This is a genomic window from Aurantiacibacter xanthus (assembly GCF_003584015.1).
Classification (GTDB): Bacteria; Pseudomonadota; Alphaproteobacteria; order Sphingomonadales; family Sphingomonadaceae; genus Alteraurantiacibacter; species Alteraurantiacibacter xanthus.
Window position 1 is genome coordinate 105,430 of the sequence record NZ_QXFM01000112.1, and the last position, 13,700, is coordinate 119,129.

A 13,700-nucleotide genomic window follows, 5' to 3' on the forward strand; every position below is an offset into this window, starting at 1 on the left:
TCTTGTGCTCTAAGCTTGTCAGTTGATGACCCAGACTCGACGCCTCCCTTCGCCGCGCGCCCTGATCGCGCCACTCGCTATCCTTGGCGTTGTTGCCCTTGCGGCGCTTCCCGCCGCGACGCTCACCGCGCAGGACCGCGAGGCCGCCTTCACCGTAGTCGCGACCGGGCAGGGCTTCGACCGGCTGCAGGACGCGGTCAACGCCATTGGCGACGGCGAGGGCGCGATTGCCATCGCGCCGGGCCGCTATGCCCAGTGTGCGGTGCAGGAACGCGGGCAGATCTCCTATCTCGCCAGCGAGCCCGGCGCGGCGGTGTTCGACGCGGTGACCTGTGAGGGCAAGGCCGCACTGGTGCTGCGCGGGCGCGGGGCCGAGGTTTCGGGCCTGATCTTCCAGAACATGAAAGTGCCCGACTTCAACGGCGCGGGCATCCGCCTCGAAAAGGGCAACCTTACGGTGGCCGACAGCTGGTTCCGCGACAGTCAGCAGGGCATTCTGACGGCGGGAGATGCTGCATCGCGCATCGTGATCGACCGCTCGACCTTCACCCGCCTCGGCACCTGCGAGGGTGCGGGCGGCTGCGCCCATTCGATCTACACCGGCTCTTATGGCCATGTCCGCATCACCCGCAGCCGGTTCGAGCAGGGCGCGGGCGGCCACTATGTGAAATCGCGCGCGGCCGAGGTGGAGATCGCCTCGTGCAGCTTCGACGATTCGCAAGGTCGCAACACCAATTACATGATCGACCTCCCCGCTGGCGCCAGCGGGCAGATTTCGAACAACTGGTTCGTGCAAGGCCAGTCGAAGGAGAACTATTCCGCCTTCATCGCGGTCGCCGCCGAGCAGCGCGAGCACAGTTCGGCAGGCCTCACCGTGGTCGGCAACGATGCGCGGCTGGCGCCGGGGGTGGATCGCAACACCGTGTTCGTGGCCGACTGGTCGGGCGAGCTGTCGGGCATTGGCGAGAACACGCTGGGCCGGGGGCTCAAGCCGTTCGAGGAGCGCTAAAGCGGGATGGCATAAGCCCTTCCCCTGTGGGGAAGGGTTGGGATGGGGGCACGCCAGCCAGCGTCGAGCCCCCACCCCCAGCCCCTCCCCAAAGGGGAGGGGAGCAAGGTGGATCAGGCCAACCTCATCGGGTCCTAAGTCGCTCGCAAACCTTGTAATTTCGCCTTCGCCTGCCAACATTGAGCGGGTGAAAAGGAGGCGGCAATGGCCGGTGGATGGTCGCGCGATGGCGCGGTGCAGGATCAGATCGACGATACGGTAAGCGACGCGGTCAGCGCGGCACGGGCGCGCATGCCGCGCGGGCCAAGCGCCGAATATTGCGACGAATGCGCCGAACCGATCCCCGAGAAACGGCGCGAGGCCGTGCCCGGTGTGCGCACCTGCGTCGCCTGCCAGTCCGGCCGTGACAGCGCCGTGCGTCACTCGGCGATCAACCGGCGCGGCTCGAAGGACAGCCAGCTCCGCTGACGCATCCTAGCGCAGCAGGTGGCCCGCCTTGTCGCGCTTGGTATCGAGGTAGTGGGCGTTGTGCGGATTGGCCGGGAGCTGGTGCGGCACGCGTTCGGTCACTGTCACCCCGGCGGCCTCCAGCGCTGCCACTTTCTCCGGGTTGTTGGTCATCAGCCGCACCGCGCTGACCCCCATCAGTTCGAGCATCCGCGCCGCGACCGGGAAGTCGCGCGCCTCTTCGGGCAGGCCGAGGCGGCGGTTGGCCTCCAGCGTGTCGTGCCCATCATCCTGCAGGTGATAGGCGCGCAGCTTGTTGATGATGCCGATGCCGCGCCCCTCTTGCCTCAGGTAAAGCACCGCGCCCCAGCCGCCTTGTGCGGCCTCATCGGCCATGGCCACCAGCGCTGCATCGAGTTGCGGGCCGCAGTCGCACTTGAGGCTGGAGAACACGTCGCCGGTCAGGCATTCGGAATGGAGGCGCACCAGCGGCACCTTGCCCGAATCCTGCTCGCCGAGGACCAGCGCGACATGCTCGCGCAGGTCGTCGGCGCTGCGGAAGGCGATGATGCGCGCGTGCTCGCTGGCGTGGATCGGCAACCGTGCGCGGGTGGCAATGGTGAGCGCTTCGGGGTCGGCAAACTCGGCAAGGTCGCCCGCTTCGAGCGCCACCGGCTCGCCGCCATGCTCGGGCGCGACCATGAAGGCGGGCAGGATACCTGCGATTCGCGCGAGTTCGAGCGCCACTTCGGCCTCCTGCCGCCAGGGCAGCGCTTCGGCGAGGAATGGGCCTTTGAGCGGGGTTTGCAGATCGAGCGAAGGGTCGGCCACCGGCAGCGCGGCAGCGAGATCGAGCGGCTCGCCCGCGCGAATCAGCACCGGGTCGCTCCCGCGCGCGGCCTCGCGCTGGTTGGTGAGCCGCAGCGTCTCCGCCCGCGCGGTCGAGATCAGCAGCCGCGCCGCCTTTGCCTGAGGCGCAAGCCCGGTCTCGATCGGCAGCAGCACCGGCGCACCGGCGATAGCGATCGGCCAGCCGTGGCGTAGGGCGTCAACCGCCTGCGCCGCGCGGCGGGAAGGCGAGGCTCCGCTCAGAGCGCGAACTCCGTAATGATCGGCACATGGTCGCTCGGCTTTTCCCATTCGCGGGTGTGCTCGGCGATGGTGTGCTTCACGCTTTTGGCGGCAAGGTCGGGCGAGGCCCACATGTGATCGAGCCGCCGCCCGCGATCCTTGCCCTGCCAATAGGTGCGGTAGGACCACCAGGTGTAGTTCCTCTCGGGCGCGGGAATGTGCTTGCGGCCAAGGTCGACCCAGCCGTGGGCGGCCTGCAATTGGCCCAGCGTCTCCACCTCGATGGGTGTGTGGCTGACCACCTTCAGCAGCGCCTTGTGGTCGTAGACGTCGCAATCGAGCGGGGCGATGTTGAAATCGCCCACCAGCAGCGTGGGCCGCTCGATCCCTTCGGACCAGCGGGTCATCCGGGCGAGGAAGTCGAGCTTCTGGCCGAACTTGGGGTTCTTCTCGCGGTCGGGCTCGTCGCCGCCGGCGGGGATATAGACGTTTTCGAGGATCAGGCCTTCGCCCGGCCCGAGCAGCTCCACCCCGACATGGCGTGCCTCGCCGTTGTCCTGCCAGTCGTGGCGGGCATAGTCGCGCAAGGGGATGCGGCTGACCGTCGCCACGCCGTGATAGCCCTTCTGCCCGGTCAGCGCGATGTGCTCGTAGCCGAGGTCGATAAAGGCCTGGCGCGGGAACAGGTGCTCCATGCACTTGATCTCCTGCAGGCAGAGCACGTCGGGCGCGTTCTCGGTAAGGAAGCGGGCCACCTGCGGCATGCGCAGGCGCACCGAGTTGATGTTCCAGCTGGCGACGGAAAGGGTAGGGGCAGACATGACCAAGGGCTTTAGGTCGGCATTGGCCGGGCCACAAGCCGGAGGCCGGATCTGGCCGGACGATGGACAAGAAAAACCCCCGTCCCGGGGGCGGTGAGACGGGGGTTCATTCTTGCGTTCGTCACGCAGACAAGCAGGCCGGAAATCGAATGGCGGGTCAACAGGGGGGGAGAAACCCGCCGATCAGCCGTGCTTGCCTTGACAGATATAGGTTCGCCAGCCTGTCGCGCCAATGAACGGAACGCGCATTCTGTCGCTTCTATACAACTGCTGGACCCTGAGGCGCCCGTTACGGGCGACGGGTGCGCGGGCGCGGATCGCGATAGGAGAAGGCGGAATTGTTCACCGTCATGCCATAGCGCTGGTTGGAGAGACGCACGGTGGTGCGGGTGTTCTGCGCATCGAGCGCGACCCAGCTTGTCAGTTGCAGCCCGCCGGGGGCTGAGCCGTTGCGCACGAACACCAGCGTCATGGTGCCATATTCGGGGCGGCCGGGGTCGCTCACCTCGATGCTGATGACGTTGCTGTTGGTGGTCGGCAGCAGCTTGCCATAGCGGCGCACATCGCGATTCGGGTCGAGCAGCGCGCCCAGCGGCGAATTGCTGATCGGCCAGGCCTCGACCTGCTGCACATCGTAGTCGATCAGCCGCAGCGCGCGGCCATCGGAGACGACCAGCATGTTGGCCCCGTCGGAATATTCGAAGCGGATGCGGCCCGGATTCTTGAGCGTGAGTTCGCCGCGCAGGGTCTGGCCGTTGCGGCCCGTCTGTGTGAAATCGGCCTTCATCGTGGTGATGCCGCGCAGCGCGGAGACCGCGCGGTCGAGATCGTCCTGTCGCGACTGGGCGCTGGCAGGAACCGCAGTGAGCACGGCGGAGGCGGGAAGCGCACAGGCAAAAGCCGCCGCAAATGCGGCGGCCAGAGGCTTGCGTCGGGATTTGATCAAGATGTTCATGCGGTGTTTCCTAGTGTGCCCGCATTGAACTGTCACTGAACTGCTGGGGTTCCCCAGCATTAAGGTTCAGCGGCCAGCTTACTTGATCTTGCCTTCCTTGTACTCGACGTGCTTCTTCGCCACGGGGTCGTACTTGCGGAAGGTGAACTTCTCGGTGTGGTTGCGCGGGTTCTTCTTGGTCACGTAGAAGTGGCCGGTCCCGGCGGTGGAGTTCAGGCGGATCTTGATGGTTGCAGGCTTCGCCATGGTCTTGCTCTCAAAGGTTTGATGGGGCCAAGGCGGCCCGAAAACAAAGAGGCGACGCCAGCGCGCCGCCCGTTGACCGCCGCCCATGGTGGAGAATCGCGCCTGAGTCAAGCGTGGCGTCACGCATTGGCGTGCCTTACCAGTCGATCTTGCCGCGCAATTCCTTCTTCGCGCCATGCGCCTTTTTCGACTTCAGGCGCTGCATCTTGCCCACCCGGTTGACCCGGCTCCTGGCGCGCTTCTTGGGTTCCTTGAGCGCTTCCTCGATCATCGCCGCGAGTCGTTCGCGCGCCTCGCGGCGGTTGGCCTCCTGCGTGCGGTGGGTGCGCACGTCGAGAATGATATCGCCGCTCGCGCTCATCCGGCTGCCCGCCAGCGCCTTGAGTCGGTGGAACACGGCCGGGGTGAGCCCGAGCGCATAGATATTGACGCGCAGCTGCACCGCCGTCGCCACCTTGTTGACGTTCTGGCCACCGGGGCCGGAGGCGGCGATGAAGCTTTCCTGCGCCTGCGCCATGGCCCGATCGATGATCGCGCCCATGGTGTCAGGCCCCTAGCGCCGCGAAGTCGGCGGGAAGCGGGGCTTCGGCGGTGATCGGCGTCTTGCCTTCGCGCTGGACCGTCAGGGCGCTGGCATGGAGCATCGTGCGCGGGGCGCGCGCGTCCTTATGGCCATAGACCGGATCGCCCAGCAGTGCCGCACCAAGCCCCAGCTGCGCGTGGACGCGGATCTGGTGGGTGCGCCCGGTCTCGGGGCGGAACTCGACCAGTGTGAGGCCGCCGTCGAGCGCCTTCAGCTTGCGCCAGTGGGTGACGGCGGGCTTGCCCTTCTTGGCGGCGATCATGCGCCACCCCTTCTCGGCGCTGCTGATCTTGGAGAGCGACAGCGCGATGGTGCCCTCTTCCTCGTCCAGCGTGCGCGCGACAATGCCGAGATAGACCTTGTCGACCAGCCGCTGTTCGAAGGCGGCGGCGAAGCGCACGTGCGCCTTGGCATTGCGCGCCAGCAGCAGGCAGCCCGAGGTGTCGGTGTCGAGCCGGTGGACCGGGCTCGGCTCGCGCTGGAAGCCGAGGCGCAGGGTCGACAGCTCTTTGACCAGCGCGTGGCCACCCTTGCGCGGAATGTCGATGGGCAGGCCGGCGGGCTTGTCGATGACGAGCGCCTCGCCGTCTTCGTAGAGAATGGGGATGTTCATATCCGATGCCCCTTACACCGCTCATGCCGAGCTTGTCGAAGCATCGTTCTTATTCGCGAAGAAAGGACAGGGCTTCGACAGGCTCAGCACGGGCGGAGGAGGTTAGGCCAGCGCCGCTTCAATCCGCCGCAGGGCTTCGCTCAGCACCGCTTCGCTGGCGGCAAAGCTGATGCGGAACCCGTTGCTCCCCCCAAACGCGCTGGCCGAGACCACTGCCACGCCGTGTTCCAGCAGGTGCAGCGCCAGCTCGTTGTCGTCGCCGCCGAAGCGCTCCATCAGCGGGCTCGCGTCGATGAAGCAGTAGAACGCGCCAAGGGGCACCGGGGTCGAGAGGCCGGGAATGGCATTGATCGCGGCAACCACCAGATCGCGCCGCTGACGGAAGGTTTCGCGCCAGTCCGCCAGAAAGTCCTGCGGCCCTTCCAGAGCAGCGACCGCGGCGGCCTGACTGGTCGCAGCGGGGTTGCCCGAGGAATTGCTTTGCAGCTTGCCCATTGCGTCGATCAGCCACTTCGGGCCGGTCGCAAGGCCGATGCGGAAGCCGGTCATTGCGTGGCTTTTGGAGACGCCCGAGATGGTGCAGATCCGCTCGGCCAGATCGGGGCACAGGTTGGCAAGTGTCGCGTGGGGTTCACCGGTGTAGTTGAGCGGGGCGTAGATATCGTCGCTCAGCACCATCACCTGCGGGTGGCGGCGCAGCACCTCGGCGATCCCGAGCAACATCTCGGCGGGATAGACCGCGCCGGTGGGGTTGCCCGGACTACCAAGGATCACCCAGTTCGTGCGCGGGGTAATCAGCGCTTCGAGCTGGGCGGGGCGGAAGCAGAAATTGTCCTTGGCATAGGTCATCAGCGGCACCACGGTGCCCCCGGCAAAGCGCACCATCTGCGGATAGCTGACCCACCAGGGCGCGGGCACGATCACCTCGTCGCCTGCCGAAACGGTGGCGCAGATCGCCTCGAACAGCGCCTGCTTGCCCCCGGCGCTGACGATCACCTGCGCCGGATCCGTCGCAATGCCGAGGTCGCGTTCGAAATGCAGCGCGGCGGCCTGGCGCAGGCGGGCGGTGCCCATCACGGCGGTGTAGCGGGTGTCGCCCGCATCGAGCGAAGCCTTGGCCGCTGCGATCACATGGGCGGGGGTGTCGAAGTCGGGCTCGCCCACCGAGAGCGAGATGATGTCCCGGCCCTCGGCGCGCAGTTCCATCGCGCGGTCGGTCATGGCGGTGGTGGGTGAGGCTTCGATCCGCGAAAGCGCGGCGCTGAGCGAGGGCTTGGTCATGCGTGAAGTTGTGCTTTCATCAGCCCGCGCACCGAATTGCCGAGCAGGAATCCATCCGCGAGGTCGTCGAGCGTCAGTTCGGCCTCCTTGGCGCGGCCCTGCTCGATCAGCGCGCGGCGCAGGACACCGGGCAACAGACCGAGGTGCAGCGGCGGGGTGAGCAACCGGCCATTGCGTTCGACAAAGATGTTGGAGAAGCAGCCTTCGGTGACCAGCCCATCGTCACGCACGAACAGCGCCTCGTGCGCCCCGGCGGTGGCGGCGACCCGGCGCGCTTCCTCGTAGAAGCCGCGGTCGGTGGTCTTGTGGCGCAGACGCCAGTCGCCGGTCACCACGGGCAGCGGCAGCGCCACGCACAGTTGCGGATCGGCTGGGGCGGTGGTGCTCAGCGCCTGCGCCTCGAACGCGAGCGCTCCGCCGCGCGAGAGCAACATACGCAGCTTGGCCGGAGTATCGAGGTCGAAGCACAGCGCCTGAATGCGGTTGCGCGCCTCGTGGCGGTCGAACGCGAAGCCGAGCGCCCTGGCGCTGGCTCCGATCCGCTCGATATGCAGGTCGAGATATTCGATACCGTTTTCGGGGTCGAAGTGCATCGATTCGAGCAGATCGTGCCCGCCCGCCGGGCCGCGCACGAAGGCGCCCTTCACGAGGCATTCGCGCCATTCGGACATGGCCTCGCTATCGGCGACGATGGCGCCGCCCACACCGAGCACGGCCTTGTGGCGCTGGTTTTCGCCGGGGGTCAGCCGCACGGTGCGGATGGCGACGTTGAAGGCGGCATCGCCATCGGGCCCGATGCGCCCGATTGCGCCGCAGTAAGGCCCGCGCGCGTCGCGTTCGACGGCGTCAATCAGCTCCATCGCGCGGATCTTCGGCGCGCCGGTGATCGAGCCGCAGGGATAGACGGCGTTAAGCAGGTCGATGGCGCTCTTGCCCGGCAGCAGCTGCGCATGCACGGTGGAGACCATGGTGTGGACGGTCGGATAGCTCTCGATTTCGAACGGATGGTCGACCGCGACGCTGCCCGCCTGCGACACCCGGCTGATATCGTTGCGCATCAGGTCAAGGATCATCAGGTTCTCGGCCTTGTCCTTCACCGAAGCGGCGAGTTCGGCGGCGAGCGCTGCGTCTTCCTCGGGGGTTGCGCCGCGCGGGCGGGTGCCCTTCATCGGCTTCAGCTTCACCGCTCCGCTCTTCAGCGTAAAGAACAGCTCGGGGCTGAACGAGAGCAGCCAGTCAGACCCGTCGAACACCACGCCGCCATAGCCCGCCGCCGCGGTGGGCCGGATCGCGGCATAGAGCGCCAGCGGATCGCCCTGCGCCGGGCCAGCGAGCGGCATGGTGAGATTGGCCTGATAGATGTCGCCCGCGCGGATCGCTTCCTGCAAACGCTCGAAGGTGGCGCAATAGGCGCCGGGTGAGACCTGCGGTTCGAGCGGCCCGATGGAGGCGCTGCCCTCGGCCCGCGCGGCCAGCCAGCCCTCGACCTCGCCCGCCGGGATCACTTCAGGATCGCCGAACAGCCCGAACCACACCAGCGGCCCGGCTGCACCCGCGCGCGCCGGAGCCAGCGGGGCAAGCTTGCCTTCGAGCGCGAGGCCTGCCTCATAGGCAAGGTATCCGACCAGATGCCCGCCCTGTTCCTTGCGCGCCTTGTCCGCCGCGGCGAGCGTGCTCGCCACCTCATCGGGCCGCCGCGCCACGAACACCTCGCGCGGGGCGGTGAAGAGCTGGGCATCGCTCGCGCCCGTGCTGCGGGCATCGTCAAGCAGGACAAAGGGTTGGCTGCGGTCCATCGCGCCTTCATCTAGCGTGTTCGCGGTGTAAGTCTATCGCTTGACCGCAAGGGGCACCCCCGCCAGTTTCCGCGCCGACATATCCAACAGGATCGGGACCAACATGGCAGACATCTTCATCGGCAAGGATCTGACGGGCGGCAGGCAGGCGCTCAACCTTGCGCGGGCCAACCGCCACGGGCTGATCGCGGGCGCCACCGGCACCGGCAAGACCGTGACCTTGCAGGGCCTTGCCGAGAGCTTCTCCGCCGTGGGTGTGCCGGTGTTCCTCGCCGACGTGAAGGGCGACCTTTCGGGCATCGCAATGCCCGGCTCGCCCCAGTTCAAGAATGCCGACAAGCTGGAGGCGCGGGCAAAGGAACTGGGCATGGACGACTATGCCTATTCGGATAACCCGGTGGTGTTTTGGGATCTCTACGGCGAGCAGGGCCACCCGATCCGCACCACCATCACCGAGATGGGGCCGTTGCTGCTCGCCCGCCTGCTCGACCTGAACGAGACGCAGGAAGGCGTGCTGCAAATCGTGTTCCGCTATGCCGACGAGAACGGGCTGTTGCTGCTCGACTTCAAGGATCTGCGCGCGATGCTCGCCTGGGCATACGACAACGCGGCCACGCTTTCGGGCACCTATGGCAACGTGACGAAGCAGTCGGTCGGCGCGATCCAGCGCCAGCTCCTGAGCTTCGAGGCGCAGGGGGCGGACCATTTCTTCGGCGAACCAGCGCTCGAAATCGACGATTTCCTCACCCTCGATGACAAGGGGCGCGGCACCATCAACGTGCTCGCCGCCGACAAGCTGATGAGCAGCCCCAAGCTCTACGCCACGTTCCTGCTGTGGCTGCTGGCCGAGCTGTTCGAAACGCTGCCCGAGGTGGGCGACCCGGAAAAGCCGAAACTGGTGTTCTTCTTCGACGAGGCGCACCTGCTGTTCGACGATGCGCCCAAGGCCTTGCAGGACACCATCGAGCGGGTGGTGCGCCTGATTCGCTCAAAGGGCGTGGGCGTCTATTTCGTGACGCAGAACCCGATCGATATTCCCGAAGAGATCGCGGGGCAGCTGGGCAACCGGGTGCAGCACGCGCTGCGGGCCTTCACCCCGAAGGACAAGCGCGCGATCAAGGCGGCGGCGGAAACCTTTCGGATCAACCCCGATCTCGACGTCGAGACCGCGATCACCGAACTGCGCACCGGCGAGGCGCTGGTCTCGACGCTCGACGAGGACGGCGCGCCCACGATTGTCCAGCGCACGCTGATCAAGCCGCCGCGTTCGCGGCTGGGCCCGGTGAGCGTGAAGGAGCGTGCGATCATCCAGTCGATCAGCCCGCATCAGGGTGTCTACGACGAACGGATCGACCGCGAGAGTGCCGAGGAAGTGCTGGCGGCCAAGGCGGTCGATGCTGCGGAAACCGCCGAGGAGGTGGAGGAGAAGGGCCGCGCGGAGGTGGGAAAGCGCCCACGCAAGACGACCTCGATCTGGGGCAAGGCGGCCAAGGCGGCGATGGGCGCGGCGGCTGGTTCTGCCGCGTCGGTGGCGGCGGCGGCGATCACCGGCAAGAAGAGCCGGGCGAAGCCGGGAACGACGGCGGTGACCTCGGGGCTGGGCTCGCTCGCCACCGATCTTGCCGGGCCGATTGCAGGCCGCTTCGTGCGCAACCTGATCGGCGGGCTGATGCGCTAACCACGCTGCGGCTTAGGGACACTCGCCGATGCGACGCGCTTCGAGCATATAGGCGAAGTCAATTCGCGGCTCGCTTTCCCAGCCGGTTCCACCGCTGGCGAACTCCTGCCAGCCGAGCATGGCCGAAATCTGGCCAGCATCGTGATAGACGGCTCTTGTGAAAAGAACCTTGGTGGGTTCGCCGTTGCGGACCTGCGGAGCGACCCTGTAGCCAAAACCAAGCCCGCCATTTTTGAGCCGACGCATGCCCGACACGGCAAAGGCGCTGCCTGCGATGGCGCTTTCGCGTCGCGCGTGCTCCGTCGAAAGCAGGCTCAGCACGTCGGTTGCGAAGGTGTCCCAGTTCTTGCACGAGTCGATCGTCTGAAGTTCGTAGGCATCGAATTTTGGTTCGTACAACCGGTCGGGCTCGCCCACGTCGCGCATCAGTTTGACCTTCACCTCCCAATTGCCGGGAACAGGGTCGGGGAACTGCTCAAGCTGCCGGTCGATCTCGTCGAGGCTGGGCGGGTTGTCGGCAACGGTTTGGGATGCGACCGACCCGCCACGACCGGGGGCAGTGCCTGTGGCGCTGAGGTATAGCGCCCTTCCACCAGCGATCACGGCAAAGGCGCCGAGGCCGACAAGAACCCAGCGCTTGCGGCGGGAAGCGGGCGGCGGGGAGGACTTTGTCTCTGGCTGTGTATCGGCATGGGGGTGCTGCGTATTGGCAGAGCTGTCGCGCGGCGCGCCACAATTGCCGCAGAAGCGCGTCTGCGGATCGAGTTTCTCACCGCATTGCGTACAGTAGTTTCCCGCCACAGATATACCCCCTCTGTCTCAGCCTCGTGTACGCCGCCCTTGCCGACGCTACCCAAACGATCCTGTCAGAGGGTAATCGACGCGTCGACGGATGCCAAACAGCGGGTGAGGTAAAAGGTCAGCCCTTCTGCGGCAGCCGCAGCTCGGCGGCGAGGCCGACGATCCGGCCATCTTCCACCCGGTTCGTCAGCGACAAGGAGCCGCCATGCTGTTCGGCAATGGCGCGTGCCAGCGTCAGGCCGAGGCCCGCGCCGCCGGTGCTGCGGTTGCGCGAGGCCTCGCCGCGCGCGAAGGGTTCGAACATTGCGGCAATCTCGCCTTCGGGAATGCCGGGGCCGTTGTCGCTCACGCAGATCGCGGCGTAGCCCTCCTCGCGGGCCAGCGAGACCTCCGCCGCGCCGCCATAGCGCAGCGCATTGTCGATCAGGTTGCGCAGCGCCCGGCGCAGCCAGGTCGCGCGCAGCGGCAGGGCGATGCGGATGGTGTCGCCCAGTTCGACCGGTTCGCCCAGATCCTCGTACTCTTCGACCACAGAAGAGACGAGCGCGGCAAGGTCGGTCCGTTCGAGCGGGTCTTTCGCGTGGCCGACGCGGGCGAGCGACAGGATATCGTCCAGCGAGTGGGTGATGTCCTCGATGGTGGCGGCCATCTTCGCGCGCTCGGCCTCATCGTCGACGCTCTCGATCCGCACCCGCAGCGCGGCGAGCGGGGTCTTCAGGTCGTGGCCGATGGCGCCGAGCATCACGTCTTTCTCGTCGAGCAGGGCGGCGATGCGCGCTTCCATCTCGTTATGCGCCATGATCAGCGCGCGGGTATCTTCCGGCCCCGAGGGTTCGAGCGGGGCGAGCCCCTCCGCGCGTCCGGCAAAGCGGCTCATCCGCTCGGTCAGCGCGGCGAGCGGGCGGGTGATCCGGCGCAGCAGGAAAGCAAGCCCGCCCACCAGCGCGATATAGAGCACCAGCGTTTGCAGGATCAGCCCGCCCAGCGCGCGGGTGTTGTGCTCGGGCCGGGGCACGCGCGCGACCAGCCATTCGTTTTCGCCCGCGCGCTTGAGCCCGGCGATCAGCGCGTCGTCGTCAAGCGACCAGCGGCCTTCTGGCCCGGCCACCGGCCCGGCGCGACCGCTCATCACATAGTCGTCGTCGGTCACCTTGCGCGCGAAGACCACCAGCTTGTCGATGGCGATATCCTGCGCCACCAGCACATCCTTCAGTGCGGCCTCGCGCTCGGGATCGTGCAGCTCGCCGTTCTGCAAGGGCGATTCGAGCGTGCGTTCCATGCGGATCTTGCGCCGCCCCGGATGCCCGCCGCGACCATTCCGGCCCTCGCGGAATTCGAACCGCGGGTCGGACACCAGCTGGAAGGCGAGCGAACTGATCAGCGCGGCCTCGCGGCGCTGGTGGTCGGCGCGGTAGATCAGCACGGCGGACAGCGTCTGCGCCGCCAGCAGCGCCAGCGCCACCGCCAGCAGCATCTGCCCCAACAGGCTGCGCGGCAGGAACCGGTGCATGGCGGGCATGGAAGCGCTCAGTCCTCGACCCTGGCGGGGGCGACCCGCTCGACATCGCAGGCAAGCCGGTAGCCGCCGCCCCACACGGTCTGGATCAGCCTGGGATCGCGGCTGTCGGCCTCCATCTTGCGCCGGAGCCGCGAAACCTGATTGTCGACCGCGCGATCGAACAGGTGCGCCTCGCGGCCCTGCACCATGTCGAGCAGCCGGTCGCGGTCGAGCACCTGACGCGGATGGTCGAGAAAGGCCGAAAGCAGGCGGAACTCGGCGGAGGAGATCGGCACCACGGTGCCCTCGGGATCGGTCAGGCGGCGCTTGAGCGGATCGAGCAGCCAGCCCTCGAAGGCATAGAGCGCCTCGCTGGCGGGAGCGGCCCCGCCCGAGCGCGCGGCCCGGCGCAGCACCGAGCGGATGCGCGCGACCAGCTCGCGCGGCTCGAAGGGTTTGACCACATAGTCGTCCGCCCCGATTTCGAGGCCGACGATACGGTCGGTCGCCTCGCCGCGCGCGGTGAGGAAGATGACCGGCAGATCCTTGCTCTCGGTGAGGTGGCGGCACAGCGAAATGCCGTCCTCGCCCGGCATCATGATGTCGAGCAGGACGAGGTCGGGGGTGGTGACGAGCAGCGCCGCGCGGGCCTTGGCCGCGTCGCTCGCCTGCTCGACCAGGAACCCCTGGCGCGACAGATAGTCGGCCAGGGGCTCTCTCAGGCTGGCTTCATCATCGACCAGCAGCAGCCGGGTCGGCTGGTCGCTCATCGCGGGGCGGGGGGCTGCGGACGATCCATGCCGCGCCGTTCGGGGCGGGCCGCGCGGCGCTCTTCCGCCGTGATCGTGCCGTCTTTGTTGGCGTCGACCGCATCGAAACGGGCGAGCGCGGAGGCCACGAA

Annotated in this window: 14 protein-coding genes; 3 read left to right on the top strand and 11 right to left on the bottom strand. The window is 67.3% G+C overall.

Annotation, left to right across the window (positions count from 1 at the left end):
- Positions 1 to 25: 25 nt before the first annotated feature.
- Positions 26 to 1,009 (top strand): right-handed parallel beta-helix repeat-containing protein, encoded by a 984-nt coding sequence (locus D2V17_RS13190; RefSeq protein ID WP_119593268.1) that lies wholly within the window; start codon positions 26 to 28, stop codon positions 1,007 to 1,009.
- 204 nt (positions 1,010 to 1,213) lie between these two features.
- Positions 1,214 to 1,477 (top strand): DksA/TraR family C4-type zinc finger protein, encoded by a 264-nt coding sequence (locus D2V17_RS13195; RefSeq protein WP_119593269.1) that lies wholly within the window; start codon positions 1,214 to 1,216, stop codon positions 1,475 to 1,477.
- A gap of 6 nt (positions 1,478 to 1,483) precedes the next feature.
- On the opposite strand, the gene ribA is transcribed toward D2V17_RS13195, so the two are convergent.
- From ribA to pabB, 8 genes are all read right to left on the bottom strand, one after another.
- Positions 1,484 to 2,596, bottom strand: coding sequence for a GTP cyclohydrolase II (gene ribA / locus D2V17_RS13200; RefSeq protein ID WP_119593270.1), 1,113 nt, complete (start codon positions 2,594 to 2,596; stop codon positions 1,484 to 1,486).
- Positions 2,545 to 3,348, bottom strand: a complete 804-nt coding sequence (locus D2V17_RS13205; RefSeq protein ID WP_119593271.1) for an exodeoxyribonuclease III — start codon at positions 3,346 to 3,348, stop codon at positions 2,545 to 2,547. The genes ribA and D2V17_RS13205 overlap by 52 nt, the downstream gene beginning before the upstream one ends.
- Before the next feature lie 289 nt (positions 3,349 to 3,637).
- Positions 3,638 to 4,303: a LolA family protein gene (locus D2V17_RS13210; RefSeq protein ID WP_119593272.1), complete on the bottom strand. Its 666-nt coding sequence runs from the start codon at positions 4,301 to 4,303 to the stop codon at positions 3,638 to 3,640.
- Positions 4,304 to 4,381: 78 nt separating this feature from the next.
- Entirely contained in the window at positions 4,382 to 4,549 is a 168-nt protein-coding gene (gene rpmG, locus D2V17_RS13215) for a 50S ribosomal protein L33 (protein WP_119593273.1), read from the bottom strand.
- 136 nt (positions 4,550 to 4,685) lie between these two features.
- On the bottom strand, positions 4,686 to 5,090 hold the full coding sequence (gene arfB, locus D2V17_RS13220) for an alternative ribosome rescue aminoacyl-tRNA hydrolase ArfB (protein WP_119593274.1): 405 nt from the start codon (positions 5,088 to 5,090) through the stop codon (positions 4,686 to 4,688).
- 4 nt (positions 5,091 to 5,094) lie between these two features.
- The gene (locus D2V17_RS13225; protein ID WP_119593275.1) at positions 5,095 to 5,745 is read right to left on the bottom strand and encodes an RluA family pseudouridine synthase; all 651 of its coding nucleotides are present in this window, start codon (positions 5,743 to 5,745) and stop codon (positions 5,095 to 5,097) included.
- Between the two features lie 102 nt (positions 5,746 to 5,847).
- A complete protein-coding gene (locus D2V17_RS13230) occupies positions 5,848 to 7,026 on the bottom strand; it encodes a pyridoxal phosphate-dependent aminotransferase (RefSeq protein WP_245978712.1) in 1,179 nt (392 codons plus the stop codon).
- Positions 7,023 to 8,822, bottom strand: coding sequence for an aminodeoxychorismate synthase component I (gene pabB, locus D2V17_RS13235; RefSeq protein WP_119593276.1), 1,800 nt, complete (start codon positions 8,820 to 8,822; stop codon positions 7,023 to 7,025). The genes D2V17_RS13230 and pabB overlap by 4 nt, the downstream gene beginning before the upstream one ends.
- Before the next feature lie 103 nt (positions 8,823 to 8,925).
- On the opposite strand from pabB, the gene D2V17_RS13240 reads away from it, so the two are divergent.
- Positions 8,926 to 10,500 carry a helicase HerA-like domain-containing protein gene (locus D2V17_RS13240; RefSeq protein ID WP_119593277.1) on the top strand — a complete coding sequence of 525 codons (1,575 nt, stop codon included), beginning with the start codon at positions 8,926 to 8,928 and terminating at the stop codon, positions 10,498 to 10,500.
- Between the two features lie 12 nt (positions 10,501 to 10,512).
- Here D2V17_RS13240 and D2V17_RS13245 read toward each other — a convergent pair whose 3' ends face one another.
- The 3 genes from D2V17_RS13245 to D2V17_RS13255 all read right to left on the bottom strand — a co-directional run bounded on the left by D2V17_RS13245 (position 10,513) and on the right by D2V17_RS13255 (position 13,569).
- The gene (locus D2V17_RS13245) at positions 10,513 to 11,301 is read right to left on the bottom strand and encodes a zinc-ribbon domain-containing protein (protein ID WP_191229187.1); all 789 of its coding nucleotides are present in this window, start codon (positions 11,299 to 11,301) and stop codon (positions 10,513 to 10,515) included.
- A gap of 118 nt (positions 11,302 to 11,419) precedes the next feature.
- Entirely contained in the window at positions 11,420 to 12,820 is a 1,401-nt protein-coding gene (locus D2V17_RS13250; protein ID WP_245978713.1) for an ATP-binding protein, read from the bottom strand.
- 8 nt (positions 12,821 to 12,828) lie between these two features.
- Positions 12,829 to 13,569 carry a response regulator gene (locus D2V17_RS13255; RefSeq protein WP_119593279.1) on the bottom strand — a complete coding sequence of 247 codons (741 nt, stop codon included), beginning with the start codon at positions 13,567 to 13,569 and terminating at the stop codon, positions 12,829 to 12,831.
- Between the last annotated feature and the right edge of the window lie 131 nt (positions 13,570 to 13,700).